30 protein-coding genes are annotated in these 26281 nt (G+C 59.4%); 17 read left to right on the top strand and 13 right to left on the bottom strand.

Going from position 1 to position 26281, the window contains the following annotated elements; all coding sequences use genetic code 11:
* Positions 1-5 precede the first annotated feature (5 nt).
* The 9 genes from ACG9DO_RS09655 (at position 6) to ACG9DO_RS09615 (ending at position 8805) form a co-directional block, all read left to right on the top strand.
* Positions 6-1190, top strand: a complete 1185-nt coding sequence (locus ACG9DO_RS09655) for a CpaE family protein (RefSeq protein WP_394727343.1) — start codon at positions 6-8, stop codon at positions 1188-1190.
* Positions 1191-1196: 6 nt separating this feature from the next.
* On the top strand, positions 1197-2597 hold the full coding sequence (locus ACG9DO_RS09650; protein ID WP_394727341.1) for a CpaF family protein: 1401 nt from the start codon (positions 1197-1199) through the stop codon (positions 2595-2597).
* A gap of 5 nt (positions 2598-2602) precedes the next feature.
* Positions 2603-3604 carry a type II secretion system F family protein gene (locus ACG9DO_RS09645; protein ID WP_394727339.1) on the top strand — a complete coding sequence of 334 codons (1002 nt, stop codon included), beginning with the start codon at positions 2603-2605 and terminating at the stop codon, positions 3602-3604.
* 1 nt (position 3605) lies between these two features.
* On the top strand, positions 3606-4571 hold the full coding sequence (locus ACG9DO_RS09640; protein WP_394727337.1) for a type II secretion system F family protein: 966 nt from the start codon (positions 3606-3608) through the stop codon (positions 4569-4571).
* Between the two features lie 10 nt (positions 4572-4581).
* Positions 4582-5445, top strand: a complete 864-nt coding sequence (locus ACG9DO_RS09635; protein WP_394727335.1) for a tetratricopeptide repeat protein — start codon at positions 4582-4584, stop codon at positions 5443-5445.
* A 9-nt stretch (positions 5446-5454) separates the two neighbouring features.
* Positions 5455-5925 carry a prepilin peptidase gene (locus ACG9DO_RS09630; RefSeq protein ID WP_394727333.1) on the top strand — a complete coding sequence of 157 codons (471 nt, stop codon included), beginning with the start codon at positions 5455-5457 and terminating at the stop codon, positions 5923-5925.
* A gap of 36 nt (positions 5926-5961) precedes the next feature.
* Positions 5962-6681, top strand: coding sequence for a hypothetical protein (locus ACG9DO_RS09625; protein ID WP_394727331.1), 720 nt, complete (start codon positions 5962-5964; stop codon positions 6679-6681).
* A 52-nt stretch (positions 6682-6733) separates the two neighbouring features.
* The gene (locus ACG9DO_RS09620) at positions 6734-7780 is read left to right on the top strand and encodes a helix-turn-helix domain-containing protein (protein ID WP_394727329.1); all 1047 of its coding nucleotides are present in this window, start codon (positions 6734-6736) and stop codon (positions 7778-7780) included.
* Positions 7781-7884: 104 nt separating this feature from the next.
* Positions 7885-8805, top strand: a complete 921-nt coding sequence (locus ACG9DO_RS09615; protein ID WP_394727327.1) for a sterol desaturase family protein — start codon at positions 7885-7887, stop codon at positions 8803-8805.
* A gap of 100 nt (positions 8806-8905) precedes the next feature.
* On the opposite strand, the gene ACG9DO_RS09610 is transcribed toward ACG9DO_RS09615, so the two are convergent.
* The 7 genes from ACG9DO_RS09610 to ACG9DO_RS09580 form a co-directional block, all read right to left on the bottom strand.
* Positions 8906-9445 (bottom strand): GNAT family N-acetyltransferase, encoded by a 540-nt coding sequence (locus ACG9DO_RS09610; protein ID WP_394727326.1) that lies wholly within the window; start codon positions 9443-9445, stop codon positions 8906-8908.
* Positions 9445-10233 carry a LysR family transcriptional regulator gene (locus tag ACG9DO_RS09605; protein WP_394727324.1) on the bottom strand — a complete coding sequence of 263 codons (789 nt, stop codon included), beginning with the start codon at positions 10231-10233 and terminating at the stop codon, positions 9445-9447. Before ACG9DO_RS09605 ends, ACG9DO_RS09610 begins: the two co-directional genes overlap by 1 nt.
* A 54-nt stretch (positions 10234-10287) precedes the next feature.
* The gene (gene apaG / locus ACG9DO_RS09600; protein WP_394727322.1) at positions 10288-10686 is read right to left on the bottom strand and encodes a Co2+/Mg2+ efflux protein ApaG; all 399 of its coding nucleotides are present in this window, start codon (positions 10684-10686) and stop codon (positions 10288-10290) included.
* Positions 10687-10840: 154 nt separating this feature from the next.
* Positions 10841-11446, bottom strand: a complete 606-nt coding sequence (locus ACG9DO_RS09595) for a 2-hydroxychromene-2-carboxylate isomerase (RefSeq protein ID WP_394727321.1) — start codon at positions 11444-11446, stop codon at positions 10841-10843.
* Positions 11447-11559: 113 nt separating this feature from the next.
* A complete protein-coding gene (locus ACG9DO_RS09590; protein WP_394727319.1) occupies positions 11560-12759 on the bottom strand; it encodes an FkbM family methyltransferase in 1200 nt (399 codons plus the stop codon).
* Between the two features lie 10 nt (positions 12760-12769).
* Positions 12770-13975 (bottom strand): O-succinylhomoserine sulfhydrylase, encoded by a 1206-nt coding sequence (gene metZ, locus ACG9DO_RS09585; protein ID WP_394727317.1) that lies wholly within the window; start codon positions 13973-13975, stop codon positions 12770-12772.
* Positions 13976-14018: 43 nt separating this feature from the next.
* Positions 14019-14465, bottom strand: coding sequence for a TetR/AcrR family transcriptional regulator (locus ACG9DO_RS09580; protein ID WP_394727315.1), 447 nt, complete (start codon positions 14463-14465; stop codon positions 14019-14021).
* Between the two features lie 178 nt (positions 14466-14643).
* Here ACG9DO_RS09580 and ACG9DO_RS09575 point away from each other — a divergent pair, with 178 nt between their 5' ends.
* Complete coding sequence (locus ACG9DO_RS09575) at positions 14644-15036, top strand: hypothetical protein (protein ID WP_394727313.1); 393 nt, start codon at positions 14644-14646, stop codon at positions 15034-15036.
* Between the two features lie 58 nt (positions 15037-15094).
* The gene (locus ACG9DO_RS09570; protein ID WP_394727311.1) at positions 15095-16414 is read left to right on the top strand and encodes a phospholipid carrier-dependent glycosyltransferase; all 1320 of its coding nucleotides are present in this window, start codon (positions 15095-15097) and stop codon (positions 16412-16414) included.
* Between the two features lie 7 nt (positions 16415-16421).
* Here the strand turns inward: ACG9DO_RS09570 and ACG9DO_RS09565 are convergent, their stop codons facing one another.
* Genes ACG9DO_RS09565 through ACG9DO_RS09555 form a run of 3 tightly spaced genes read right to left on the bottom strand, consistent with a single transcriptional unit; the run spans position 16422 to position 19272 of the window.
* A complete protein-coding gene (locus ACG9DO_RS09565; protein WP_394727309.1) occupies positions 16422-17561 on the bottom strand; it encodes a glycosyltransferase family 2 protein in 1140 nt (379 codons plus the stop codon).
* A 25-nt stretch (positions 17562-17586) separates the two neighbouring features.
* Positions 17587-18657 (bottom strand): 3-isopropylmalate dehydrogenase, encoded by a 1071-nt coding sequence (gene leuB, locus ACG9DO_RS09560; protein WP_394727307.1) that lies wholly within the window; start codon positions 18655-18657, stop codon positions 17587-17589.
* Between the two features lie 12 nt (positions 18658-18669).
* Entirely contained in the window at positions 18670-19272 is a 603-nt protein-coding gene (locus ACG9DO_RS09555) for a DNA repair protein RecO (protein ID WP_394727305.1), read from the bottom strand.
* Positions 19273-19344: 72 nt separating this feature from the next.
* On the opposite strand from ACG9DO_RS09555, the gene ACG9DO_RS09550 reads away from it, so the two are divergent.
* Positions 19345-19845 (top strand): GNAT family N-acetyltransferase, encoded by a 501-nt coding sequence (locus tag ACG9DO_RS09550; protein ID WP_394727303.1) that lies wholly within the window; start codon positions 19345-19347, stop codon positions 19843-19845.
* Here ACG9DO_RS09550 and ACG9DO_RS09545 read toward each other — a convergent pair.
* The 3 genes from ACG9DO_RS09545 to ACG9DO_RS09535 all read right to left on the bottom strand — a co-directional run bounded on the left by ACG9DO_RS09545 (position 19842) and on the right by ACG9DO_RS09535 (position 21704).
* On the bottom strand, positions 19842-20096 hold the full coding sequence (locus ACG9DO_RS09545; RefSeq protein WP_394727301.1) for an accessory factor UbiK family protein: 255 nt from the start codon (positions 20094-20096) through the stop codon (positions 19842-19844). The two genes, ACG9DO_RS09550 and ACG9DO_RS09545, sit on opposite strands and share 4 nt — an antisense overlap.
* A gap of 184 nt (positions 20097-20280) precedes the next feature.
* Positions 20281-20829: a TspO/MBR family protein gene (locus ACG9DO_RS09540; RefSeq protein ID WP_394727300.1), complete on the bottom strand. Its 549-nt coding sequence runs from the start codon at positions 20827-20829 to the stop codon at positions 20281-20283.
* A 128-nt stretch (positions 20830-20957) separates the two neighbouring features.
* Complete coding sequence (locus tag ACG9DO_RS09535; RefSeq protein WP_394727298.1) at positions 20958-21704, bottom strand: TlyA family RNA methyltransferase; 747 nt, start codon at positions 21702-21704, stop codon at positions 20958-20960.
* 34 nt (positions 21705-21738) lie between these two features.
* On the opposite strand from ACG9DO_RS09535, the gene ACG9DO_RS09530 reads away from it, so the two are divergent.
* From ACG9DO_RS09530 to ACG9DO_RS09510, 5 genes are all read left to right on the top strand, one after another.
* Positions 21739-22389 (top strand): hypothetical protein, encoded by a 651-nt coding sequence (locus tag ACG9DO_RS09530; RefSeq protein WP_394727296.1) that lies wholly within the window; start codon positions 21739-21741, stop codon positions 22387-22389.
* A gap of 371 nt (positions 22390-22760) precedes the next feature.
* The gene (locus tag ACG9DO_RS09525; protein WP_394727294.1) at positions 22761-23840 is read left to right on the top strand and encodes a branched-chain amino acid aminotransferase; all 1080 of its coding nucleotides are present in this window, start codon (positions 22761-22763) and stop codon (positions 23838-23840) included.
* A 5-nt stretch (positions 23841-23845) separates the two neighbouring features.
* Entirely contained in the window at positions 23846-24799 is a 954-nt protein-coding gene (locus tag ACG9DO_RS09520) for a rhodanese-related sulfurtransferase (RefSeq protein ID WP_394727292.1), read from the top strand.
* Positions 24796-25482, top strand: coding sequence for a glutathione S-transferase (locus tag ACG9DO_RS09515; protein ID WP_394727290.1), 687 nt, complete (start codon positions 24796-24798; stop codon positions 25480-25482). Before ACG9DO_RS09520 ends, ACG9DO_RS09515 begins: the two co-directional genes overlap by 4 nt.
* Positions 25483-25541: 59 nt before the next feature.
* Positions 25542-26267, top strand: coding sequence for a pirin family protein (locus ACG9DO_RS09510; RefSeq protein WP_394727288.1), 726 nt, complete (start codon positions 25542-25544; stop codon positions 26265-26267).
* The last annotated feature ends 14 nt before the right edge of the window (positions 26268-26281 follow it).

Genomic DNA, 26281 nt, shown 5'->3' with positions numbered 1-26281 from the left:
ACAAGATGGGACGACTCGAAGAGATCAATCAAGGCTCGATGATCCGCGCGACGCAATTGCCGAAAGGTGTGTTTGTCGTTGCGGACTCGCGCCATTTTGCTGATCTCGAGCAGATCCGGTCCGGTCTTGTCTTATGCGATTGTGCCATTGACGATGGATTGCCGACTGCTCAGCTGATGGGTGCGCGGATTGTGGTGATCGAAGTCGACCCTTCGTCGCGCAATTCGCTGGAACGAGTCGACCGGCTGCGCACTGATTTTCCGAATGTTCCCGTGGTAGCGGGCCTTGCTGATGTTGATATTGCAACCACGCGGCAACTGCTGCGCCGCGGTGTTAAAGACATAGTTGCGCTGCCTTTTGCCGTTGACGAGCTGGCGACTGCAATCGTCGACGCTGCCGAGCAGATCGAACCGCAGGCAACCGGCGACACGCAGCTTGCCCCGTTTATCGCGGTGCTGAAAAGCATTGGCGGTTCGGGCGCGACCACGATCGCAACCCATCTCGCGGCCGACATGGCAGAGGCCCTTGGCGAGGGAAGCCGCGCCTGCATCATCGATCTCGATCTCCAGTCAGGAGACGCGGCATCCTATATCGGCGCTAATCCCAAGCGGACACTGGCTGACCTTCTGGAAGCGGACGGCCGGCTGGATGACGAGCTATTGCGATCCGTCGCGAGCCATTCTGATTCGCCCAACGTTGACGTCATTTCCGCACCGCTCGACATCATGCCGATCGAAGCGATCGAATTCGATACCCTGATGCAAGTGGTGAAGCTTGCGCGGCGTCAATACGATCTGGTCATCGTTGATCTGCCCGCCTCTTTCACCAACTGGTCGCTTTCGACGGTATTCGCCGCCGATCAGACCCTTCTGGTCGGAACGCTGTCGATTCCCAGCCTGCGCCACGCCAAGCGGCAGCTGGAATTCCTCATATCCATGGGCCTCTCCCGCGAGACAATCCAGGTGGTGCTCAACCGGATTGAAAAGAAGCTTTTCAAGACCATCAGTGTTTCTGACGCAGCAGAAGCCCTCAAACACCCGATCCTCGCGACTGTGTCCGAGGAAGGAGCCCTCCCCCGAACCGCGCAGGACCAAGGGGTGCTGATCACCAGCATTCAAAAGCGCAGCAAATTCATGAAAGACATCAACGAGCTGGCTGACCGGTTGATGGAAAAGCTAGCAGAGGAATAGCAAGTCATGTGGAAGATCAAACGTCCTGACGCAGCAATCCGCGAAGAGTTCGCACCGCATGATTTCGGAGACGATGCGGGGCATAATTACGAAGCGGAAGTCGTCGCTCTGCATCCTCAGCCATCTGAGCGCGATTCGCATCTGCTCCAACTGCGTACTGCCATCCACCAGTCCCTGCTCGACAAGCTCAACCTGTCGATGCTCGACAAGCTTCCGGAAGAGCAGATCAAGGCCGAGATCAGCGCCATCATACCGGAGCTGCTGGCAAGCTTTGATCAGCCGCTGAACCGTGAAGAACGGGCGAGCCTCGTCGATGAAGTGCTGGACGAGTTGCTGGGTCTTGGCCCGATTGAGCCACTGCTGAAAGATGAAGGCATTACCGATATCCTCGTCAACGGGGCAGACACGGTCTTTGTCGAACGGGCTGGTATCCTCGAGCGCAGCGCGATCCGTTTCCAGGATGAAAAGCACCTGATGCGGATCATCCAGAAGATCGTCAGTGGGGTTGGCCGCCGGATCGACGAGAGTTCTCCCTTTGTCGATGCGCGTCTCAAGGACGGCAGCCGCGTCAACGCGATCATCGCGCCGCTGGCGCTCGATGGATCGCTGCTCTCCATTCGTAAGTTTGCGAAGATTCCCATCAGCATGCAGAAGCTGGTTGATCTGGGTTCTGTGCCTGAACCAATGGCGGAAGTGCTGCAGGCAGTCGTGCGATCACGCAGAAACGTGCTCATTTCCGGCGGTACCGGTTCGGGTAAGACAACCATGCTCAATGCGCTGTCGAGCTACATTGACGAACGTGAGCGAATCGTCACGATCGAGGACTCCGCTGAACTTCAGCTTCAGCAAAGCCACGTCGCGCGCCTTGAAACCCGTCCGCCCAACATTGAAGGCCGCGGAGAAGTTACTCAGCGCGATCTCGTGAAGAACGCCCTGCGTATGCGCCCGGATCGCATCATCGTGGGCGAGGTTCGCGCCGGCGAGGCATTCGACATGCTGCAGGCCATGAACACCGGCCACGATGGTTCGATGACGACCGTCCACGCGAACAACTCGCGCGACTCCCTCAGCCGCATCGAACAGATGATCGGCATGAGCGGGATCGATATGCCGGTGCGCGCTGCGCGCAACCAGATTGCCTCGGCAATTCATGTTGTGTTGCAGGTCTCGCGTCTCAGCGATGGTCGCCGCAAGGTAACCAGCCTGTCCGAGTTGACCGGCATGGAAGGCGATACCATCACCATGCAGGAAATCTTCCGCTTCAAGGCCGAAGGGGTTGACGAAAACCGACAGGTCGTGGGCCACTTCGAAGCGACGGGCATTCGGCCGAAGTTCCTGATCGAAGCGGAAGCGCATGGGATCAAGCTTCCCGCCAGCCTGTTCAGGCCGGAAATGCGGATGGATTGAGCGCCATGACACTTGAGATCACACGCATTTTCATCATGATCGCGGTCTTTGCCGCAGTGTTCCTGATCGCTCAGGCTCTCGTGTCGAACTACGCCGCGAGCAGGAGCTATCGCGGCGCAGTCAACAAACGCTTGCGGATGATTGGCTCAGGCCAGAACCGCGACGTTGTTGTCGGCAAACTGATCAAGAACCGGCCGCGCCAGCGCGCGGAACTGCCGCAGGGTATCGAAGCTCTTATCGCGCAGTTCGAGAAGACGGTTTTCGCTGCATCGATACCGTTCTCTGCCGGCCAGATCATGGTGTTCATGGCGCTCGGTTTTGCTGCAGTGTTTCTTGTCGGCGTGCTGTTCTCCGCTGCCAGCGGTGCGGGAGTCGGCTTTGGCACCATCCTGATGGTGTTCATTTTCGCGATCGCGGTAGCGGTTTTCATCCCGATTCTCGTGCTCGGCAATATGGCCCGTTCCCGTCGCAACCGTATGGAACGGCAATTCCCAGTTGCTCTCGACATTTTCGTCCGGGCGCTGCGTTCAGGTCACCCGATTGCATCGGCAATCGATCTGCTGACCAAGGAAATGGAAGACCCGATCGGATCGGAGTTTGGTCTTATCAGCGATGAAGTGGCCTATGGTGCGGACTTGATCGGGGCTCTGGAACATATGGCAGATCGCTGGGACCTTGAAGACATGCGGATGTTTGTGGTCTCGCTTTCCGTACAGAGCCAGACCGGCGGTAATCTTGCTGAAATCCTCGACAACATCGCCAAGGTTATCCGCGACCGCCACCAGATGTTCATGAAGGTTCGCGCGCTCAGTTCAGAAGGCCGCATGACCGGCTGGATGCTGACAGGTTTGCCGGTCGTTACTTTCGTCCTGATCTTTTCATTGGCACCTCAATATTATCTTGAAGCGGCGGAGGACCCGATCTTCATCTACAGCGCGGTTACACTCATCGTGATGTACTGCGTCGGGGTTTACGTCATTCGCCGCTTGATTGATCTGAAGGTGTGAGATGCTTGAACTAGTCACCTCCAACTGGATTGTTCGCGCTCTGCTTCTGGTACTCGTTTTCGGAGTCGTGGCTCTGGTAGTGTTCGTCATCTCCAATCTCACCACGCGCCGGATGCAGGTTTCGCGTGAACTTGCAGCCATGTCTGCAGACACGAGTTCGCCCACCGCGGAATCGCTGACTCGCAAGCGCACTGACAGCGCCTGGGCGAAGCTGGCCAAGCGGATTGAGGAGGCCGGCCTCAATCTGGGCGATACGGCAGAGACGGAGGTCGCAAAGCAACTGCGCGCTGCGGGCTACATGTCGCCAACTGCGCCACGTGTTTACACGCTTGTGCGCCTGCTGATGATTTTCGTCCTGCCGAGCCTCTATCTGCTTTTCTCGCTCAATTCTGCAGAGCCGCCGAGCGTTGGACGCATGTACTTCACTTGCGGGATCCTGATGGTTCTCGGTCTCTACATCCCCAATCTGTTCATCCGCGCCAAGGCGGAACGCCGCCGGACCGAAATCATCAACGGTTTTCCGGATTCGCTCGACCTGATGCTGGTCTGCGTTGAAGCTGGACTTGGTCTGGAGTCCACGCTGGACCGGGTTGGCCGCGAAGTGGTGACAAGCCATCCGCGTATTGCCACGATGTTGACGCAGGCAACACTGCTCATGCGCGCAGGCGAAAGCCGCGAGAATGCCTTGAGAAAGATGGGCGACGAAGCAGGGGTGGATGAAATCCGCTCTTTCTCAACCTTGCTCATTCAGTCCGACAAGCTGGGAACCAGCCTGGCTCAGACATTGCGCGTCTATGCCGCTGAAATGCGTGAGGCTCGTCGGCTGCGCGCAGAGGAAAAGGCGCACCGTTTGCCAGTTCTGATTTCCATTCCACTGGTTCTGTTTATGTTGCCAGCCATGATCGGGGTGCTGACCCTCCCCGCTATCGTTCGCGCCATTCGCGAAATCATGCCGGCACTGTCTTGAGGGGAAAACCATGAAGACCGCTTATCGAATCACAACCGTAGTCCTGGCCGCGACGGCACTTTCAGGCTGTCAAAGCATCAGCAATTTCTTTTCCTTCAAGCAAACCCGTGCAGAGCAACCCGTTGCAACGGCTGCTGTCTTTGGTTCTGAAGAGCTTGAGAAAGGCCGGGCGGCGCTCTCGGCAGGCTACCCTGCCCGTGCGATCGAACTGTTTCGGCTCGCCGCCCTTAACGAAGAAGTCGCGGCAGACGCATTCAACGGCATGGCTGTCGCTTATGCGCGGCTAGGTCGGGCCGACCTGGCGGAGCGCTATTTCAAGACAGCTATGACGATCGATTCGAGCAATCCGCGCTACGCTGCAAATCTCGCAAATTTCTATGATTCACCTCTGGGTCAAAGTCAGCGCGCCCTTGCCATGCGCGATGCAGAATCAGCCAGAATGCTTGCGCAGGCCGAACAAGCGGCGCTGTCCGAAGGATTGCTCGATGCCCCTGCGCCCTCGCAGCGCATGGGAGCCATCACCCTTGAGACGGCAAGGCCGCTTGCAGTGACGCGCAAGGCCAACCGCGAACTCGCGGTTGCGACCAATGCAAGCGTGGCGGAGAGTGGTGATAACCTTGCGTCTGTTTCGACGCGTGAGCGCTCTGCCAACCGAAACCAGTCGCTGGTTTCGTCAGCTGTCGAGGCGGCAACCGCAGACGCTGTCAGCAAGAAGCGCAACCCGACCGTGATCAGCTTGGTCGGCGCCGGGAATCATCAGGCATCCGCGCCTGCGCGCATCAGCCTCTCCAAGCCCGGATCACAGGGCGTGACGCGGCCGCGTGCTCGCAGCTATCCTGTCCGCGTCGAGTTGACCAAAACACCAAACAGGTAAGTCCGTTTCATGGAAACTGCGTTATTCTGGCCTGCGGGCCTGACGCTTCTGCTTGCCATCGGTGCACTAAGCGACGTCAAGGATCGCCGATTGCCAAACTGGCTTTCGCTTATCCTGCTGATCTATGGTCTCGCCCACGGCTTCTATCTGGCTGATTGGAGCGGGCTTGCCTGGCATGGTCTTCATGCCCTGGTGGCACTGATTGTCGGAATGCCGCTGTTTGCAATGAAGTGGTTCGGCGGCGGGGACGTCAAGTTCTACACCGGGGCCGCCGCCTATTTCGCGATAGGTGACGCGCTCGATATGCTCTTGTGGGTGTCCCTCCTGGGCGCGGCGCTCATGGTTGGCTGGATCATCCTGCGGCGCTTCATCGGGAAGTCAAAAAGCCCAATCACCGGCAACCACGCCCTGTTCCCTTATGGGGTTGCAATCATGGCGGGCACAACTGCGCTGTCCTGGGCGAAGTCTCCCTTTTTCTGACACCTCTGAGCAAACGCTTTGCGAACGCGCGATACCGTGGCAAATACACCAACCATGGGGATGCACGAGTTTCCGATTGGACGTGACAGTGTCAGCCGTATCAGAAGTCCGGCACTGACGGCTGTTGTCCTGCTATTCTCAGCCCTGTTTGGCCTGGCCGCTGGTATGGCATGGTCTCTATCACCGCTGGCAAGAACTGTTTCAGAGGCAGACTATCCCTTGCGGGTTTCACTGCCAGAAATGCGCATTCTGTCGCCATCGCTTGATGTTCTGACAACCTCAGATCGGGAACTGTCCGATGACCCCGCCGGGGTGGTGACAGCTCCGGAAGACGAGGATCCGGCCTCTCGTGACGCAAGCCCTTCTGACGCAACTAGAGCTTTACGCGAAACCGCAAGGCCTGTGGCCACAGGACCAGGTGGCATGCTCGCGCTCGACTATGACCTGGCTCGATACGCCGCTGCCAACAGCTACAATCCGTCTGATGGCAGCATTCAGACCCGCATGCCGCTCATTGTCGACGGAGTAGCCCGCGGAACAGCGGACATTCGCGTCGCTGACAACGCTCAGATCCTGATTGCGACCAGTTCGGTCGCACGTGCAATCGGGTCGCGCGCTTCGACGCTTGGACCACGATTGTCTGCTGCGCTTGAGAACGGGACCGGATTTCTCCCCTTTTACGAGCTCCGCGCCGCGGGGATCGAAGTGCAATATGATGCCGTGCAGGATCGGATTGCACTGACCCTGCCCAGCTAATCGACAAGCGACTCTGGCGCTTGAACCGCTTGGCGTTATCATCACTCGCCTGATGGTTGAATCGATTGACATTGCACTGCGCTTTATTGCGATTGGCTCGAGCCTGCTGCTGCTGATCCTTCTGCTGGCGGGCGCGGTTCGTACAAGCATCAAGGTGCCACTTGCCGGGCTCCTGTTGGGCGCAATGGCCTATCTGCTCAACTCGTCACCTGCGATCCGCGAATTCCTGCCGCTGTTCCGTTTTGCGGACCTATTGTCGCTTACCGTGCCGTTCTGGCTGTGGCTGTTTGCGCGGCGTCTGTTCGAAAAGGAGCCCGATCGGGGGCTTTTCTGGGCGCTCGTCGCGATCCAGCTGATTTGCTGGTATTTCGGCAGTTTTCAGCCCTGGTCGAGGCCGGTTGGGTTTTATGTAATTCATTTAGTCGGCCTCGCTTTGGTCATTGACCTGATCCGCGTGGCCATCGCGGATCTTGACGATGATCTGATCGAAAAACGCAGGATGATCCGCCTCTGGCTGCCGATCTTTGTTGGATTGCAATCTGGCGGCGTCCTGATCTTCGAGATGGTGCAGGGCCAGGCGCTCTCAATCGCCTGGGTCCAGATGGTCAATGCCGGCCTGATCGTTCTGCTGACGTTGTTTGCCGGGCTCGCTCTGCTAACGCCCGATCCAGAATTGCTGGTCCAGTCGAGCGATAGCCCGGTGCCCACCCCGTCCGCCAAGAATGCTTTGTCCACTTCGGAACTGGTGCTGAAGGAAAAGCTCGATGGGCTTATGGCCGAGCGCTTTTATCGCACGCCCGGCCTCACCATAGCAGGCCTCGCAGACCATCTCGAAGTGCCGGAACACCGCTTGCGGGCGCTGATCAACAAGGGACTTGGACACAGAAATTTTTCCGCTTTCCTGAACGGCCATCGGATCGCAGAAGCGCGCGCAATTCTCGCTGATAAAGCGAAAGTCGACGTTCCTGTGCTGACAATCGCGATGGATTTGGGGTACAACTCGCTCGCGACATTCAACCGCGCGTTCAGAGCGGAAAGTGGAACAACTCCAAGCGATTACCGGCGTGAAAAGATAGGCCAGATCCTCGATCAAAACTGAAAAACCCTGCGCATTTGCGAAATCGCTCGGGATTCTTCAGTGGTGCGGAGAGTTTTGTGTCCGAATCGATCAGGTTTGGCTCATCGAAGTTGATGGAGTTGACCATGTTTGACCTATTCGCATCCACAGCAGCACGCACTCCGCCCGCATTCCTCGATCGCATCAGCGATCATATCATGTGGGGCATGTACCTTGATTTCTCCCGCTATCTGATTGCTGCCGGAGCGATGTTTGCATTCCTGCTGGTCTTCAAGACATGGGCGAACAATCGCCGCATCCAGGAGCGCCGCGCCAAGGGCATGGATTATCGCCGGGAGTTCGTTTCCTCGCTGCGCACGGTGTTTTTCTTTGCCGTCACGACAATAAGCATTCTCGTGCTGCGCGACGCCGGGATCATCCTGCTGCATCTGCAAGAGTATTCCTTGTGGCTGCTCACCGCTCAGGTCGCGGTCATGATCATTGTGCATGATGCCTATTTCTACTGGCTGCACCGCGCGATGCATCACCCGAAGCTGTTCCGTCCGCTTCACCTGCATCATCACAAGTCGCGCACGCCGACGCCGTTCACAGCCTACAGCTTCTCTGTTGGTGAAGCGGTACTGGAGGCTGCCTATGTGCCGCTGTTTCTGCTCGCGACGAGCCTGATGGGCATTGCTTATGCAGGGATGGCAGTGCTGTTCTTCATCTGGATCCAGATCATCCGCAATGTCATGCAGCATGCAGGGGTTGAGCTGCACCCGGCAGGCTGGGTCGACAGCAAGTGGACTGACTGGATCAGCACTACGACCCACCATGACCTCCATCACAGCGAAGGGCGCTACAATTACGGTTTCTACTTCACGTTCTGGGATCGCTGGATGGGGACCGAACACCCTGAATACAAGCAGCGCTTTCGCGAAGCGGCCAAGCCGCTGGTGATCAGCCGCCGCGTCGCCGAGAAAGTCAGCGTGACGGTGATGGCCCTGTTCGCCACGCTTGCGACGCTCAGCGGCGGGCTGCAATCAATGGGCGTCGCTATCGCCTGAAGCTGCCTTGCGTGGGTCAGATACCCCGCAGGCCTCTTCCCCAAATCATGAAGCCTGCGGATGAAGGCGGCCGCTCACCTCTCACGGGCGGCCGCCTATTTTATTGCCGAGCCTGCCAATCACTACGAAGCAGCGCCCATATATACTCGTCGCACCAGCCCATATGGGTCTTCACGCTTTTGACGAAGTGCGCTTCCCGCCGGAACCCAAGCTTTTCCAACACTCGGTTTGAAGCGGAATTCTGAGGATCCGTGCCGGCCGTCAGTCGGTGATGCTGTTCGGCTTCGAACAAATATCGCATGAGCTCGCCTGCGCATTCCTTTGCAATGCCTTCACCTTGTCGATGCGCTGCAGTGATGTACCCAATTCCCGATTGCTGATCGCCTGCAGGAACCGCGACCAGACGCGCAACGCATTCGTCATTCTCGCGGTCAACAGCGGTCCAGCTGCGACCATCCCATTCGCGATCACACAACCAGTCGGCGAGTTGGTCGATACTGGAAAAAGCTGGCTGTAACAGGAAGGCGCATTGCTCTGGATCGGAGAGAGTTGGATAGAAGGCCTCTGCATCCTCTCTTACAAGAGGGCGCAGGATGAATCGCTCGGTCTCCAGCGTTGGCGTCGCGAGCCTGCTTGTCATCACGCCGTTAGGTGCGCGACCAGCGCCTTGACCTTTTTCTGCCGCCACTGCGGACGCGGCGCGACCAGCCAATAAGAGCGCTGGCTCGGCTCAGGATCTCCCTCCGCCACCAGCCTGCCGTTGGCGAGCGCTTCTGCCGCGAGCGGCAATGGCAACACGGTCCTTCCCAATCCCGCGAGCGCAGAGGACAGAGCCTGTCCCGGATTACCGACCTGGACCGTTGCGATGGCGCCCTCAGGCAAGTTCGCGGTGGGATAGCTGATCCATGTCTCAGGTGCATCGGGTGCAGCTACCTGGACGCGCTCTGCCGGAGCCAGTTCAACGCCCTCGAGATCGCCCGGCCCATCAACCAGACGGATCGCTAGGTCGAGATTGGCTTCGGTAAAGTCCGCATTCTCGTCCGCGACAAGCTGGTAGCGGATATCAGGGTTTTCCGCGCTGAACGCGGCCAGCCGGGGCGCAAGCCATTGGGCATAGAATTCGCGCGGAGCGGCAATCGTATACCGATCGGAGGCCTGCCCCGCCTGCATCGCCTGAACGCTTTCCTCGAACCGCAAGAAGCCCTCACGCAGGGCATCAAGACCGGCACAGCCTTCCTCAGTGAGTTCCAACCCCTTTGACGTACGCCGAAACAACACAACGCCCAGATGATCTTCGAGCGCACGGATCTGCTGTCCGACAGCCGCCGGCGTCACCGCAAGCTCATCCGCCGCGCGGGTGAAGCTCAGGTGCCGTGCCGCGGCGTCATAAACACGCAGGGCGTTCAAAGGCAGATGGGTGCGTTTCATATCCGCGCGGCTCTAATCCGCGCAGTTGGCCGCTGCAAGCGATTGGTTCTCAGGTCAGTCCGCAGTTGCAGGGGCTGCGAGCGGGAAGAAGGGAATGCGCACCTCCAGCGGCGAGCCATCATCGCGCACAAAGGTGTAGAAGCCTTCCATCGAACCATGCGGTGTCGCTAGCGGACAGCCCGACACATAATCATGGCTCTGGCCCGGCTTTAGGTGCGGCTTTTCGCCCACCACGCCTTCTCCATCGACATGATTGACCTGACCGCTGCCGTCGGTGATGCGCCAATGCCGGGTGCGAAGCTGCAGCGCCTCGTGCGAGCCGTTCTCGATCCGGATGTGATACACCCAGAACCATTTACCCGCATCGGGATGCGATTGTTCAGGAAGGAAATTGACTGCAACCCGAACAGTCACGCCTTCTGTCGTGGCGGAGTGATCAAACAGCTCTTTCATTGCTTCCCAAGGTAGCGATTCGTAATCCGCTCACAAGAGGGTAAGCCGCGTTAATCCACTTTGAATTGCGTGACTGCGACATGTTTGCACCGGATTCTTGCATCGAGTGCAAGCGTCACGCATTCTGTGTTGCGTAGGAGTTTGTGCGGCGGTGTTACTGGCGCTCAAGCTCTTCCTCGATCTGCGTCAGGCGTTCCTTGCCAAAGAACATTTCATCGCCCACCCACACCGTAGGGATGCCAAAGGCGCCGCGATCGGCGACGGCGCTCGTGCTTTCGACCAGGCCCTGCTTCACCTCCTCACTGGCGGCTCTGGCCATCAGGTCGGAGGCATCAAAGCCGCCGTTTTGCAGCGCCTCTGCAATCGCGTCAGGATCGGAAACGTCGAGCCCCTTCTCCCAGATCTGAGGGAGCATCACCTCGATCATCTGCACTGCGCGCCCATCCTGATCTGCTGCATAAAGCAAGCGCTGCAAAAGAATGGAATTAAACGGGAATTTCGGATTCATCCGGAATCGATCCAACTGATGCTTCGCGATGAACCGGTTGAACTCGAGCATGCTGTATTCAACTTTGCCCTTTACATCCTTGTCGCGGATCATTGGCGGGGCGTTGCCGGTTATCCGATGCATTCCTGCCAGAAATGCCGGGATCACATCGAGCCCGGCATCGGTCCGCTTGAGCACCTCACGCAAGGGATACCAGATCAGGTAGGCATTGGGGCTGACGAAATCGAAGACCAATTCTACGCGGCGGTTCATCGTGGATTGCTCCTTGCTAGGCGAATAGCCTGGCTGGCATGCGATAGAGATAATGGCAATTGCCGAGCGCGTCTTCCACCCGGCAAATCCGCCATTCCTACCTCAACCGATCTCTATTTGGCCCCGTCAGCGGGCTGCGACGGGCGCGCAAGGAGGTCCGAATGTTCGAGCTGCATCAATTCATCGAACCCGATCGCACGGATGTTCGCATCCGCATCGATCCTGTTCAAGCCATAGGCCAATTCTTCGGTCAGCAATTGGTACAACGCTCGTGCCGCCTCCGGGCGTCCGTCGAAAAAGTCGGTGTGCCACTCAAGGATGAGCTGCGGGCGGAACTGCAGGAGCGCCTCTCGCGCGCCCTGCAAGACCTCGTACTCAAAACCCTCAACGTCGATCTTGACCAGGTCGATCCGGTCCAGTGCCTGCTCGTCAACTATGCCATCGAGCGTGCGGCATTCGACCTCTCGGGTTGTGATATCCTCGTTGAAATTCGCTCGTGCGGTTTCGGCGACGTCGGCGAGGAGTGTATTGCTACCCTGCAAGGTGGCGAACTCGTAAAGCGTTTGGACCCCATCACTGGCACCCAAGGCGCAACGCAAGAGTTCGGTGCGTTTGAGATAACCGTTCATCGAAAGGGTCGCGAACAGCAAGGCAGCGATTGCCGGGGCTGGCTCGACTGCGATGACCCTGCCCTCTTCACCCACTTGCGCGGCGCCGATCAGGGTGTAAGTGCCAAAATTGGCTCCGACATCGATGAAGGTCATGCCTGGCTGAAGAATGGTTCCGATTATGTCGGTAAGGTTTCGATCAAAGCAGCCGTCACGGATCAGGTGCGGCACAATCGCGATATCGCTTCCATCAACCAGCATCAGATGGCCAAAGGCGGTTTCCAGCAGCACGCGCCCTTCCCCCATCTGAGTGGCGGGCACACGCGCGCGTGCGACATCGCGCGTCGATTTCCGGTCGCTGGCAAGCAGCGCGTTGAGGATCAATTGTTCACGATCCATCATATGCGGACTGCCGGGCTCAATCGCTGCGCCCTCCCGCGAAAGCACAATGAAGACCTCGTTGGCGAATGTCGGAACGAAACTGTCGAGCGCGGATACCAGGTGCTCAGCCGGCACCTCTTCCAGCCTGCCCTTGTGAAGGATCAAGGCCTTCAGGCGGCTCAAGGCGGGCGCGTTATCACCATTGTAACACCCCTGAAGGAGAAACTGGAAGCCGCCGGGAGCCAGCACATCGTTTGGCGATAAGCCCAGCTGACGGACATGTTTGGCAGCATCCTGCCAGAAGGGATCGAACGCCTCTGACATGCCTCTCCCTTCAGAAACCGGCAGCAGACAGCGCCTGGTCGATGTCTTCCTTGATGTCCTCGATATCCTCAAGGCCCACATTGATGCGGAGCAGGCCCTCCGTCACCCCCATGTCATTGCGCGCTTCGGGCGTCATGCTGGCGTGGGTGGTCGACGCAGGGTGGCACATCAGACTCCGCGAATCGCCAATATTATTCGAGATATCAATCAGCTGCAGCGCATCGAGCAGCGCAAATGCCTTCTCGCGGCTGCCGAGATCAAACGCGAAGATCGGTCCGGTTGCCCGCATCTGGGCCTTGGCGAGGTCATGGCGCGGATGGCTTGGCAGGCCGGGGTGGAGCATCCGCTGAACCCGCGCTTCCATGAATGCGCCAAGTTCTACTGCACTCGCACTTTGGTGATGCGCGCGCATGGAGAGCGTCTCCAGCCCCTTGAGCACCACCCAGGCATTGAACGGCGCGATATTGGGGCCAGTGTTGCGTTGGAACGGCAACAGCACTTCATTGATCCACTGCTCGCTCCCGCATACCGCGCCGGCGAGCACCCTGCCTTGCCCATCCATCAGCTTCGTGGCCGAATAAGCAACCACATCGGCCCCATAATCCATCGGCTTTTGCAAGGCGGGTGTCGCAAAGGCGTTGTCGACCACGGTCGTGATGCCATGAGCCTTCGCCAAATCGCACACGAACTTGAGATCGACGATATCAAGCGTCGGGTTCGCCGGTGTTTCGAAGAAAAAGACCTTGGTGTTCGGCCGGATTGCCGCTTCCCAGGCTGCATCATCCGCGCTGTCGATCACCGTGGTTTCGATCCCCCACTTCGGCAGCAAGTTGTCGACAAGCCAGCGGCACGACCCGAATGCGGCCTTCGCCGCAACCACGTGATCGCCGCTTTCCAGTTGGCAGAGCAAGGCCGTGGTCATCGCGGCCATCCCGCTCGCCTGCGCCCGGCAAGCCTCCGCGCCTTCCATCAGCGCGATCCGCTCTTCCAGCATCGCCACCGTCGGGTTCTGCAGGCGCGAGTAGGTCATCCCTGCCGCCTCGCCGGCAAACCGGTCGGCAACGGTTTGGGCATTGTCATACGTATAGCCAGAAGTGAGGAACAACGCCTCGCTCGTCTCGCCATGCTCGCTGCGCCATGTGCCGCCGCGCACGGCCTGCGTGGCAGGACGCCATGTTCGCGTCACGTTGCGATCGGTTCCGGTAGTCTTTTTCATTGCGGCATTCGTCTAGGCGGGTGGCGCGTGGTGAGCAAGACGATTAGAGGCCGCTCGCGGCGAGCCCGTCCAGCGCAATTTCCTCCTGGCCGATCGCGCTCAGCATTTGTGTGCCTTCAATGAGAGTGAGAAGATAACGTGCGCCCCCTTGCGGATCGGGATCATCTGGCGGCATATGCGCTTCGAGCCAGGTCAACAGACGGGTCATGATGGCTTGTGCTGCTTCGCGGTGTCCGGCGTGACCACGAGCGCATCCGGCGACGATTTCCCACCAGAGCGCAATAAACGGCTCCATCGCCGTATTTCCCGTATGGCCAAGGATCCGTTGAAGGCACTCCTCGCGCGACTTGCACGGCTCGCCTCCAAAACTCTCGTCGAGCGCTGCCGCATAGACGTCTGCGATATGCGCGAGGACATCGGATATCAGGCGCTCCTTATTGCCGAAATGATAGATCAGCATCCGGTCGCTCGTTCCGGCAGCTTTTGCCAAGGGACGCAGGCTGGCAGAGCGCACGCCATGCTCCAAAACATGCTGCGCAAGCATTGGGAGGAGTTTTTCACGCGATAATTCAGTATTTTGCACAGCCCTGCTCATGCCATCTTGTAGCAGTCGCTACACTAGACTACAAGTGGTGTAGCAACTGCTACATTCCGGAAGGGAATCGCCAATGTCTGCATTCGAAGTCCTCGCTCTGGCCGGCTTGTGCGTAACAGCACTCGTTCTCATTTACATCGCGCTGTCTCGTCAAGTGACAGGCTCCTTTGCAATTGCAGCGTGCCTTGCCGCGGGATTTGGCGCGTTCACTGCCGTCACCATCACGCAGGAAGGGGCAGAGATCTTGTGGGCAAACCACACGCAGAACCTGTGGGGCATCCAGGTCTGGTGGGATCTGCTGTTCTCAGTCAGCATCGCACTCTTCTTCATCGTGCCGCGAGCGCGACAAGTTGGAATGAATATACCCTTGTGGACGTTTCTGGTTGCAGCAACGGCGAGCATCGCTCTGCTCGCCATGACTGCCCGTTTGTTCTGGCTCGAGCGGCAGACCGTTCAATCAGGCTGACCACCGGGAAGCAGAGTGACTTGCCGAGCTGATGCCGCCGCATTAATCGCCGGTAGGCATGGATCGTCCTGTTTCGCCACATTCCGTCCTTAAACGAGATCACCCGGCAACGCCGATCCCCCACGAATCTGACCCCTGGATCGTCTCTCTTGCAATTGCGCTCGCCTTCCTGGTCCTGGCTGCAGTTCGCCTGACGATCCCGTCCTCGTACTATTTCGACGAAGTGCACTATGTGCCCGCAGCAAGGGAACTCTTGGAAGGCGGCAGATACCTCAATCAGGAGCACCCGCTCTTTGCCAAGCAATTGATCGCCATGGCGATTGCCGTCTTCGGCGACACCGCTTTGGGCTGGCGGATCGTGCCCTTGCTTGCAGGCGGTATCGGATTGTTCGCGACCATGCGCGCAATGTGGTTTGCCTCTGGATCCCGCTTCGCCACGATTGCTTTCGGCTTGCTGATGGCGAGCGGCTTTGTGCTCTTCGTCCAGTCGCGGATCGCAATGCTCGATATCGTGATGATGAGCGCGCTGAGCGTCGCTGCCTGGCATTTTGCCGGTTCGATACGCGAGCCCGAGACCGGACGCTGGCGTCTCGCGGTGACGGGCCTTGCACTGGGTCTGGCGATGGCGAGCAAGTGGAATGCAGTTCCGCTTGCGATACTGCCTGGAATCGCGTTCCTTGTCGCAAGGATCGCAGCGCATCGCCGCCGCCTTGTCACAAGCACCCGGGGCATTCCGGTTCCGGGGATCTCCTTGTGGGAGGCAGGAGTTTGGCTTGGCGCGTTACCCCTGCTGGTCTATTTCGCGACTTTTCTTCCTGCGTGGAACCTGCAGGGATCTCCGCTTCCCGCGCTTGGGCTATTGGGAATGCAGGAGCATATGATCGCGCTGCAAAGTCAGGTCTTCAAGGCCCATCCTTACCAAAGCAATCCGGCTGAATGGATCAGCAACTGGCGCGCTATCTGGTATTTGTACGAGCCTGTCGACGGCGCTCAGCGCGGCATTATGCTGATTGGTAACCCGCTCACCATGCTGCTTGGAATTCCAGCGCTTTTCTGGTGTTTGGTCAGTGGGTTACGGGACTGGGAGTGGACGAGACTTGCCATCGTGGCAGGGTATGGTGTCAGTATGGGATTGTGGCTGTTCGCCGCAAAACCGGTACAGTTCTATTACCACTACTTCTTGCCCAGCTGCTTCCTTCTGGCGGCGCTTGCACTGGCGCTCGACGCTCTGTGGCAAAGCGGGCGGCACGCTCTTGTCGGCGGGGTGATGGCAGCCAGCCTGGTCCTGTTTGGATGGTTCTATCCGATCCTGTCTGCTGCTCCGCTCGAGACGGAGCGCGGTTTCGCGACTTACACCTGGCTCCCCAGTTGGCGCTAAGAACGGCTCAAAACCGGCCCCAGACGAACCGGCTCGACAGCGCGTAGTTCCAGACAGAACCGACAAGGATCCCGGCGAGCGCGGCGAAGACCCACAACAAGCCTTGCGATTCAAGGAATGTTGCAATGGCGACATTGGCAAACCCGCCGACCGCGCAGGTCAGACAGAAGCCGATCCAGCCCTTGATCATTGATCCGACGCCCTTGATCCGCTGATCGCGGTAGGTCAGCCAGTTGTTAAGCAGGAAGTTGAAGCTCATCGCGCTGATGACGGCGGCGGCCTGTCCTACGGTAAATGCCTCTTCAAAGATGAAGAGGACGCTGGCGAGCACGGCCATGTGGACGAGCACACCGAGAGCGCCGACCGTTCCAAACAGAGCGAAGCGGGTCGGTATGACCTTGCCGAAGGTCTTGTCATAGAGGCCAGCGAGGAAGTCGAACGCGATCGCGCGGTCGAGTTTGCTTTCACCTTCGCGGCGCGCAGAAAAGTTCAAGGGAAATTCCTTTACAGTCAGCGTCTCTTCCGAAGTCGCGAGAAGGTCGAGCAGGATCTTGAAGCCAATACCCGAAAGGCGCGGCACCAGATTTCGCGCACGGGCTGATTCCAGCATGAAGTATCCGCTCATCGGATCTGTCAGCTCAACGCCGGTCATCTTGCGGGCGATGGAATTGGCAACACCAGACAGTTTCTCACGCTCCGGCTGCGCCCAATCCTCGGTGCTGGCCCCCGGCGCAAAGCGTGACGCCACAGCCACTTGAGCCTCACCTGCCTTCAGCGCAGCAAGCATCTTGGGTAGCAGGTTCGGATCATGCTGGTGGTCCGCATCCATGACAGCGACATAAGGCGCCGCGGTGGCGCAGAACCCTTCAATCGCCGCACTGGCGAGGCCGCGTCGCCCGATCCGCTGGATCACCCGTACCCGCCCATCCGATAGCGCAATCCGGCGTGCCTCGTCAGCAGTTCCATCTGCCGAGTTGTCATCAACGATCAGCACTTCCCAGCCCGATTGGCCCAGGGCGCTTTCGATCCGCTCAACCAAAGGCTCGAGATTTCCGCGCTCATTCAAAGTCGGCAAAATGATCGCCAATTCAAGGGCGAGCGCCTTGCTCTGGCTCTTGGTTGCAGGGGTGGCTTGCATCACATTCATGACCATCGCACTTAGGGCGAAATTCTCAAGATGTAGTTATCAGTCTGCTAACCACGGCTTCGCCGATTTCGCTTGTTCCCGTGCTCCCCCCGAGATCGCCGCCAAGCACTCCGTCAGCCAATGTCGCAGCAACAGCGGCCTCGATCCGGGCCGCTTCGGGTTCCAGTGCGAAGGAATGACGCAGCATCATGGCCACGGACAGGATCGTCGCCATCGGGTTAGCCTTGCCCTGCCCGGCGATATCAGGCGCGCTGCCATGAATGGGCTCGTACAGGCCGAATGTGCCGTGATCTGTGGTTCGATCGCCAAGCGATGCACTTGCCAGCAGGCCGATGGAACCGACACACATGCTCGCCTGATCTGAGAGGATATCGCCGAACAGGTTGCCAGTCAGGACAACGTCGAGCGCGCCGGGCGCCTTGACCAGCTGCATCGCGGCATTGTCGACATACATGTGTTCAAGCGCGATTTCGGGATACTCACTGGCGACCTCCTCGACCACTTCGCGCCACAACCGGCTGGTTTCCAGCACATTGGCCTTGTCGACGCTGGTCACGCGCTTGCCGCGCCCTTCTGCCGTGCGAAAAGCGACATGCGCGATCCGCCGTACTTCGTCTTCGGCATAGTTCATCCGGTCCCAGCCGATCCGGCGGCCATCCGGCAGAATCTCGCGCTTTTTCTCGCCGAAATAGACATCTCCCGTCAGCTCGCGCACGATGACGAGATCAATGTCGCGCGCCACATCCGGGCGCAGCGCAGACATGCCTTCCAGACCAGCAAACGCCTTGGCCGGGCGCAGATTGGCGAACAGGCCGAGCTCCTTGCGCAGGCCGAGGACGGCCTGTTCTGGCCGCAAGTGCCGCTCGATATCATCGCAAGCCGGATCGCCCACTGCGCCAAACAGGATTGCATCGGCTTCGCGCGCCAGCGCCAGCGTTTCCGGCGGGAGCGGATGGCCCTTTGCGCGATATCCGGCTGCGCCGACTTCGCCATGCGTCAACTCAAGGCCTTCAAGCTCGAGCGCATCCAGCACCCTGAGCGCTTCTGCGGTGACTTCTGGACCGATCCCGTCACCGGGCAGGACTGCAATTTTCATGATACCAAACTCTCAGGTAGTCATGCGGGCAAGCCGCTGTTCAAGCAATGTGCGCGCCCCCATAACATCGCCTCGCCGGTCAGCAAGCAGGTACTGCGCCAACGGCCCTCGCAATTGCTGCAGCGATCCAAGCAAATCTTTCAGGTCATCGCTGGTCTGAGGCCGCTCCCCGCCATAACCAAGCTCGCGCAGCAGAAGGCTTTCGTAAGCGATCAGGCCCGGCAACCATTGCCGCGCTGAGGGCGCATTGCACAGCGCATCAAGCAGCGCGCCCAGCGCTGAGTAAAGCGAAGGATAGGGATTGCGTTCCGGGAGAGCCGTCGCGGTCAAGGCGCAAACCCACTGGAGAGCAGCCGCCGTCAGCGGCTCAGTGAGCCATGGTCCGCGGCTTTCCACCAGTTCCACTTTCAGGAAGGGCAGCTGGCTCTGCGAACGGGCGCGCAAATCCGCTTCGACAACATTGCCAGGAATGAGAACGGGACGAAGGGTGCGGCCGCGCCCGCCCGCGACGTAACCGGCAACAAGTCCGTATTCTTCGGTGAGCAGCCGCGCGATCGAAGCGGTCTCGCCATGGGCACGGGTAGAAACGAGGATAGCGGGTGCGCGCAAATGCATGTCAGTCGTCCTAGCCGCGCTGTTCGTCGAGCGAAAGCTTGACGGCTGGGCCACCTCGGCGAAAGTGGCAGCATGATCCACAACAGCAAGCTCGAAACTGCGCGGCTGCAGATCCGTCCGTTCTGCGCAGAGGATGCACCGCGCATGGTGGAGATCTTTGCCGATCCGATGGTAGCCCGCTTCGTGGGAGAGGGAAATTCCCTTGCGGCTGAGGAGGCGACCCTGTGGATGCGCAATTCGCGCGCCAATCTGGCAAGGCACGGCAATGGCACCGGCGCGGTGGTCGAACGGGTAAGCGAACGTGTGATCGGCTGGGCAGGGATCGCCCGCCCCGACGACGAAGAGCCGGAGATCATCTATGGCTTCGAACGGTCGGCGTGGGGTAAGGGTTTTGGCACGGAACTGCTGGCGGCGCTAATAGGCTATGCCCGGCAGACAGGCCTCAAGCCGATCCGCGCGACCGTTTACTCGGAAAACACCCGCTCGATAGCGCTGTTGGACAATGCCGGGTTCCGGCTGGCTGATGCCGCGTGGAAGGAGGACCCTGCCATTCGCCTCTATTTGCTGGATTAAGCCTTCTTGGCGAGCTTGGCTTCGAGCTCAGCGATCCGCTCAGCCAACGCTTCGTTTTCTTCCCGCGCCTTGGCGGCCATCGCCTTGACCGTGTCGAATTCTTCGCGCGTCACGAAATCCATGCCCCCCATCGCTTCCTTCAAACGGTCGCGCGCGCTTTCGCGTGCCTCGCGGGTCATGCCCGCAAAGGCCCCCGCAGCGCTGTTGGCGAGTTTCACGAAATCGGCGATCATCGGGTTCTTGCTCTGCATTTCCGACAAATGGCGATGCACGCCCTCAATGGCAAGAGCAGAATAACCGTAAACCTGGTTCAATCGGCGAGCGACCAGCGAGCCACAAGGGCGACCGCCCGCCCGCAGGCGCCCCGCAGCACGAACTCGTTTCGGGCGGAGGGAATAGCGCCGAGGACGCGCGCCCGGAGGGGCGTGCGAAAATCTAGAGTTCGATCCGCTGCGTTTCAGCAGGGCGCTCCTGCATCCCGCCGTCCGGGTTTGCGCGCAGAAACTCGTAATTGAGGAAGGTCGCGAACAGCACCCAGGCAAGATACGGCAGCATGAGCAAAGCGGCGGCGCGGCGAACGCGCCAGAACGCGATCACTGTCGCGATGAGGACAACGCTCAGCGAGCCGATCACGATAAGGCCATTCTGAATGCTTTGCATGCCGAAGAAGGCGTAAGTCCACGAAAGGTTGAGCGCGAGCTGGATTGCAAACAGCACCAGCGCAACACCGCGTCCACTTGCGCCCCAAGCTGACGCCACCATCGCCAATGCAAGCCCAATCATGATGTAAAGGATCGTCCAGACGATGCCGAACACGGCCGGAGGCGGAAACACTTCCGGCTTGACCAGCGAGCGGAACCAGAAGGTATCCGGCGATCCAGCCTGCCCACCCAGATAGCCAAGCAGAACCAAGAGTGGCACGGTAAACAGGGCCCACCGCATAAAGCTGGCTCGAAGCTGACCTTTGGATGCGATGACGTTCATTGAAGCTCCTGCTGGATGTGCGATTCGGCAGCTAACTCGTTAGTTGAACGGCAAATACACGCTGCGCAATGACGCGCAAAATCGCTGTGCCGGATCGGGCCAGTGGAATGTGGAAACTATGGGGATGGTTAGCTGCGGGAGGCTGAAATCAGGAATTCGACATTTCCTTCAGGGCCTGTGATCGGGCTTTCAACGATCCCGGTGACGCGCCAGCCCGATTGTTCCAGCCATGCGCGCACTTCATCGCACACCCGCTCGTGCAAGGCTGGATCGCTTACCACGCCTTTCTTGCCCACTTCCTCGCGGCCAACCTCGAATTGCGGCTTGATCAGCGCGACCAGCTGACATCGGGAAGCGGCGAGCTCCAACGGACGCTCGAGCACCTTGGCAAGGCCGATAAAACTCGCATCGCACACCACCCAATTGCACGGGCGGTCGATGATCTCCGGCGTGAGAATTCGCGCGCTGGTCTGCTCAAGCACTGTCACGCGCTCATCCTGTCGCAGCTTCCAGGCCAGTTGGTTGGTGCCCGAATCGACCGCAAAGACGTGGCTCGCCCCTTTCTGCAACAGCACATCGGTGAAGCCCCCGGTCGAACTGCCAATATCCATCGCGACCGCCCCTGCCGGATCAAGCCCGAAGTGCTCGATCGCCGCGCTGAGCTTGATTCCCCCCCGGCTGACCCAGGGATGATCGCGCCCGCGCACCTTCAGCGGAGCATCGCTCGCCAGTTGCTGGCCCGGTTTTGCGAGCCTGGTCTCGCCTGAAAAAACAAGGCCCGCCATGATGAGCGCCTGCGCACGGGTCCGGCTCTCCGCCAGACCGCGCTCCACGAGCATTTGGTCGATTCGTTGTTTCTCGGGCTTTTTGGCCATGGACGATTAAGCCGTTAGCGCGCATTGAAGCAGCATGAAACCGATCCTTTTGCACTTCAGCGGCGCTGTGGCGCTAAGTTTCACCCTCGCCGCATGTATCCCCGCAGTCGATGTGCCCGCGTCATCGACCCCGAGTTCGGGCGGTCCGGTCCCTGCGACAAGTCAAAGCCCGCAGCCTCTGCCAGCGAGTAACCCGCAAGCCCCCGCAACCACGGCTACTCCCCAGCCCGCCCGCGCAGCGCCGCCCTCAGCGCCCACTTCTGCGCAAGCTTCACTGTTGGCGGAAATGCCAGATAACTGGATGGACCAGCCGCGCACGCCAGGCGACTGGACCTATGTCCAGGAAGCGGGCGAGACTTTCGCGCTTTATGGTGCGAACCAACAGGAGATGCGTGCGATCATCCGGTGCGACCTCAACACGCGCAAAGTCGGAATAGGGATATTCGGCACCAGCGCTCGGACGCTGTCGCTGGACATTCGCACTGAGACCATGGGCCGCACACTGCAGGCAACGCAGCGTGAAAGCGCGCAGCCGCTCCTCGCCGCAGAAGTCAACGCAAATGACCGCTTGCTGGATGCGATGGCCGTGACCAAGGGAAATTTCGCCCTTCGAGTGCCGGGATCGCCGGTACTTTACCTGCCCGGCTGGGCAGAAGTCACGCGCGTTATCGAGGATTGCAGATAAAGAAAGACCCGCGAGTCATCTCGCGGGCAACAACTTTCTATTCTGACGTGGGATAAGTATTTTTCAAGCCTTGTTTTAAAGCGCGAATCGACTCAATTTACCCATGAGTTCAGCGGCGAACGCAGTACTCGGCCCCCAGTGACATGATGGGGTCTTGGCTAAATAGCGCGAAAGGAGGTGATCCGATGTCTCATGGTTCAGTAGCGAGGTCGGTGAAGATCCCTACGGAGCATATTCGGTAACATTTCCTTGCCGAGTAAGGCTACGTGAGCGGCACTTCCGGCCGCTGACCATGCGAAAGGCGGTACCCCGACGGGCGGTGCCGCCTTTCTCATTTGAAAAATCTGTTCGCTGGCATTACGCGCAGCAGCATGGAATTCACGCATATCCCTCACCCCGCGCCGACTCCTGCAGCGGCGCGCGATGAAGCGCTCAAGGCCCCTGGTTTCGGAACGCTGTTTTCCGACCACATGGTCACCATCGATTATGACGAAGCGAAAGGCGGATGGCATTCTGCCGCGGTAGGGCCGCGCCAGCCGCTCACCCTCGATCCCGCGGCGAGCGTGCTGCACTATGCGCAGGAAATCTTCGAAGGCATGAAGGCGTACAAGCAGGCCGACGGCAGTACCGCGTTGTTCCGTCCCGAACAGAATGCGCGTCGGTTCAATGCCTCGGCGGATCGTCTGGCGATGCCGAACCTGCCGGAAGATCTTTTCCTCGAAGCAGTCAGGCAGCAGGTCGCGATCGACCGCGACTGGTTCCCGAGCGTCGAAGGCGGGTCGCTTTACCTGCGCCCCTTCATGATTGCGACGGAAGCCTTCCTCGGCGTGCGTCCGGCCAAGCAATACAAGTTCATTATCATTGCGAGCCCCGCCGGCAGCTATTTCAAGGGCGGCGTGAAGCCCGTTTCCATCTGGCAGTCCGAATACACCCGCGCGGCCCCCGGCGGTACCGGCGCAGCAAAGTGCGGCGGCAACTATGCGGCGAGCCTTGTTCCGACCGGACAGGCCTTTGCCAAGGGGCATGACCAGGTGCTGTTCCTCGATGCGGTCGAGCGCAAATGGGTCGAGGAGTTGGGCGGCATGAACCTGTTCTTCGTTTTCGACGATGGCCGCGTCATCACGCCCCCGCTCACCGGCACGATCCTGCCCGGCATTACCCGCGACAGTCTCATCACACTGCTGCGCGAGGAAGGTTTGAGCGTTTCCGAAGAGATGTATTCGATCGACCAATGGCGCGAGGATGCAGCGTCGGGCAAACTGCTGGAGACTATGGCATGCGGCACGGCTGCGGTCGTGACCCCGGTCGGCAAGGTAGCCAGCGCTGATGGCGAGTTCGAGATTGGCTCAGGCGGGCCGGGTCAGATGACCATGAAAATCCGCGAGAAGCTCGTCGGCATCCAGAACGGCGCAATCGAAGACACCCATGGCTGGGTGATGAAGCTGGCTTGATTCTGATGTCGAAAACGCCGTCGATCACCGTCGCAGCGCTCTATCAGTTCACGCCGTTCGATGATCTTGAAGCGATCAAGGCACCGCTGCTAGCCCTGTGCGAGGAAGTCGGCACGAAGGGCACGCTTCTGCTCGCAAAGGAAGGGATCAACGGCACCATTGCCGGCAGCGAGAATGCCATCGCGCAGGTGGTGGAGCATATTCGCACCCTGCACGGCTGCGAAAATCTCGAAGTCAAATATTCGTTTGCCAGCGAAATGCCGTTCAACCGCATGAAAGTGCGGCTGAAGCGCGAGATTGTCACCATGGGCGAGCCGAACATTGACCCCACCGCCAGCGTCGGGCGCTATGTCGATCCGCATGACTGGAATGCGCTGATCTCTGACCCCGATGTCGTCGTGATCGACACCCGCAATGACTATGAAGTCGGCGTCGGGACCTTTCAGGGCGCGGTCGATCCGCACACCAAGTCCTTCCGCGAATTTCCCGCCTGGTTCCGCACCCACCGCGAGGAACTGCTCGAGGGCAAGAAGAAGGTCGCGATGTTCTGCACCGGCGGAATAAGATGCGAAAAATCCACCAGTTTTCTGCGCCAAGAGGGCGTAGACGAGGTCTATCACTTGAAGGGGGGCATCCTCAAATACCTCGAAACAGTACCTGCGGAAGAAAGCCTGTGGGAAGGCGACTGCTTCGTGTTCGACGAACGCGTCACCGTCAAACATGGCCTTGAAGAAGGTGACTACTCGCTCTGTTTCGCCTGCCGCCGCCCGGTGACGGAAGAAGACAAGGCGTCCCCCGCATGGGAAGAAGGCGTAAGCTGCCCCCATTGCATTGACGAGCGCAGCGAAACGCAGCGCGCTCGCTATGCCGAGCGGCAACGCCAGCAACAGCTCGCGAAGAAGCGCGGAACAACCCATGTGGGCGCCCAAGAAGATAGGGCGTCACCAGAAGAGGAATGAGCACGCTTCCGATCCTCTATTCCTTCCGTCGTTGCCCCTACGCGATGCGCGCACGCATGGCGCTGTGGGTGAGCGGAACGACGTGCGAACTGCGCGAAGTCAAGCTCGCGAACAAGCCGGCTGAGCTGATCGAAGCCTCTGAAAAGGCGACCGTTCCTGTACTCGTCTTGCCCGATGGGACGGTGATCGACGAGAGCCTCGACGTGATGCGCTGGGCCTTGGCACAGAATGACCCCGAGGGGTGGCTCAAGGGCGTCGACGCAGCGCTGATCGCGCGCAATGACGGGCCGTTCAAGCATCATCTCGACCGGTACAAATATCCGACGCGCTATCCGGATGAGACTGGCGGCGATGAAGAGGCATTCCGTTTGAAGCACCGCGCAGATGGCCTCGAGATACTGTCAGACCTCGATAGACAGCTGACAAATCTGCCGCAACTTTGCGGCGACACGCGGACTATGACCGACATCGCGCTTTTCCCTTTTATCCGCCAATTCGCCAACACCGATCGCGGCTGGTTCGATGCGCAGGATTTGCCACAGCTGCAGCGCTGGCTGGAAGGTCATCTCGCCTCCGACCTCTTCAAGGCGATCATGCCGAAATATGCGGTTTGGCAGGCAGGCGATCCTCGCACGATATTCGCACGAGCGACAGAAGCGAACACAGTGAACGCAAATCACTGATACAAAGCCGGGCGACGAAGCCCCATATCCTTTCCAACACAAGGATTGGAGACTTTTCCATGATCGAACTTCGTCCCTTCAGTACGCTTGGTGCAGCCAACCATGGCTGGCTCGATGCGCATCATCACTTTTCTTTCGCAAGCTACCACGATCCTGCGCGGGTCCATTGGGGTTCCTTGCGCGTGTGGAACGATGACACCATCGCGCCCATGAGCGGCTTTCCCACCCATCCCCACAGCGAAATGGAGATTATCACCTATGTTCGCACAGGCGCGATCACCCACCGTGACAGCATGGGTAATGAAGGCCGCACCGAAGCGGGCGATGTCCAGGTGATGAGCGCAGGCAGCGGCGTGCAGCACTCCGAATTCAATCTGGAAGACGAGGAAACCACGCTGTTCCAGATCTGGATCATTCCCGACGAGCGCGGCGGAGCCCCAAGTTGGGGCGCTCGCAGGTTCCCCAAGGATGATCGCGCCGGAGCCTTCGTGCCGCTCGCAAGCGGTGTCGCGAACGACGACGATGCCGCCGCAGGTGCCTTGGCGATCCGCACCAATGCCCGCGTGCTCGGCGCAACCGTGAAGGCCGGTGAGAGCGTGACCTATGCGCCCAGCGATGCGTCGCGCCACCTGTATCTCGTGCCAGCAACGGGCACGGTGCGAATTGAAGGCGGCGCCGATGGCATTCAGGCCAAGGCGCGCGATGGTGTCGCAATCACCCAGCTTGAAAGCATAACCATCACGGCGCTCGAAGATAGCGAGCTCGTCCTCGTCGACGCTGCCTGACTTCGCCCGCCGGG

It is taken from the genome of Altererythrobacter sp. GH1-8, from assembly GCF_043702085.1.
Classification (GTDB): Bacteria; Pseudomonadota; Alphaproteobacteria; order Sphingomonadales; family Sphingomonadaceae; genus Erythrobacter.
This window is presented reverse-complemented; position numbering and strand designations above follow the sequence as displayed.

Coding starts and splice junctions, on each gene's coding strand:
- ACG9DO_RS09655 (WP_394727343.1), top strand. CDS start 6: ATGGGACGACTCGAAGAGATCAATCAAGGCTCGATGATCCGCGCGACG.
- ACG9DO_RS09650 (WP_394727341.1), top strand. CDS start 1,197: ATGTGGAAGATCAAACGTCCTGACGCAGCAATCCGCGAAGAGTTCGCA.
- ACG9DO_RS09645 (WP_394727339.1), top strand. CDS start 2,603: ATGACACTTGAGATCACACGCATTTTCATCATGATCGCGGTCTTTGCC.
- ACG9DO_RS09640 (WP_394727337.1), top strand. CDS start 3,606: ATGCTTGAACTAGTCACCTCCAACTGGATTGTTCGCGCTCTGCTTCTG.
- ACG9DO_RS09635 (WP_394727335.1), top strand. CDS start 4,582: ATGAAGACCGCTTATCGAATCACAACCGTAGTCCTGGCCGCGACGGCA.
- ACG9DO_RS09630 (WP_394727333.1), top strand. CDS start 5,455: ATGGAAACTGCGTTATTCTGGCCTGCGGGCCTGACGCTTCTGCTTGCC.
- ACG9DO_RS09620 (WP_394727329.1), top strand. CDS start 6,734: ATGGTTGAATCGATTGACATTGCACTGCGCTTTATTGCGATTGGCTCG.
- ACG9DO_RS09615 (WP_394727327.1), top strand. CDS start 7,885: ATGTTTGACCTATTCGCATCCACAGCAGCACGCACTCCGCCCGCATTC.
- ACG9DO_RS09610 (WP_394727326.1), bottom strand. CDS start 9,445: ATGACAAGCAGGCTCGCGACGCCAACGCTGGAGACCGAGCGATTCATC.
- ACG9DO_RS09605 (WP_394727324.1), bottom strand. CDS start 10,233: ATGAAACGCACCCATCTGCCTTTGAACGCCCTGCGTGTTTATGACGCC.
- apaG (WP_394727322.1), bottom strand. CDS start 10,686: ATGAAAGAGCTGTTTGATCACTCCGCCACGACAGAAGGCGTGACTGTT.
- ACG9DO_RS09595 (WP_394727321.1), bottom strand. CDS start 11,446: ATGAACCGCCGCGTAGAATTGGTCTTCGATTTCGTCAGCCCCAATGCC.
- ACG9DO_RS09590 (WP_394727319.1), bottom strand. CDS start 12,759: ATGTCAGAGGCGTTCGATCCCTTCTGGCAGGATGCTGCCAAACATGTC.
- metZ (WP_394727317.1), bottom strand. CDS start 13,975: ATGAAAAAGACTACCGGAACCGATCGCAACGTGACGCGAACATGGCGT.
- ACG9DO_RS09575 (WP_394727313.1), top strand. CDS start 14,644: ATGTCTGCATTCGAAGTCCTCGCTCTGGCCGGCTTGTGCGTAACAGCA.
- ACG9DO_RS09570 (WP_394727311.1), top strand. CDS start 15,095: ATGGATCGTCCTGTTTCGCCACATTCCGTCCTTAAACGAGATCACCCG.
- ACG9DO_RS09565 (WP_394727309.1), bottom strand. CDS start 17,561: ATGAATGTGATGCAAGCCACCCCTGCAACCAAGAGCCAGAGCAAGGCG.
- leuB (WP_394727307.1), bottom strand. CDS start 18,657: ATGAAAATTGCAGTCCTGCCCGGTGACGGGATCGGTCCAGAAGTCACC.
- ACG9DO_RS09555 (WP_394727305.1), bottom strand. CDS start 19,272: ATGCATTTGCGCGCACCCGCTATCCTCGTTTCTACCCGTGCCCATGGC.
- ACG9DO_RS09550 (WP_394727303.1), top strand. CDS start 19,345: ATGATCCACAACAGCAAGCTCGAAACTGCGCGGCTGCAGATCCGTCCG.
- ACG9DO_RS09545 (WP_394727301.1), bottom strand. CDS start 20,096: ATGCAGAGCAAGAACCCGATGATCGCCGATTTCGTGAAACTCGCCAAC.
- ACG9DO_RS09540 (WP_394727300.1), bottom strand. CDS start 20,829: ATGAACGTCATCGCATCCAAAGGTCAGCTTCGAGCCAGCTTTATGCGG.
- ACG9DO_RS09535 (WP_394727298.1), bottom strand. CDS start 21,704: ATGGCCAAAAAGCCCGAGAAACAACGAATCGACCAAATGCTCGTGGAG.
- ACG9DO_RS09530 (WP_394727296.1), top strand. CDS start 21,739: ATGAAACCGATCCTTTTGCACTTCAGCGGCGCTGTGGCGCTAAGTTTC.
- ACG9DO_RS09525 (WP_394727294.1), top strand. CDS start 22,761: ATGGAATTCACGCATATCCCTCACCCCGCGCCGACTCCTGCAGCGGCG.
- ACG9DO_RS09520 (WP_394727292.1), top strand. CDS start 23,846: ATGTCGAAAACGCCGTCGATCACCGTCGCAGCGCTCTATCAGTTCACG.
- ACG9DO_RS09515 (WP_394727290.1), top strand. CDS start 24,796: ATGAGCACGCTTCCGATCCTCTATTCCTTCCGTCGTTGCCCCTACGCG.
- ACG9DO_RS09510 (WP_394727288.1), top strand. CDS start 25,542: ATGATCGAACTTCGTCCCTTCAGTACGCTTGGTGCAGCCAACCATGGC.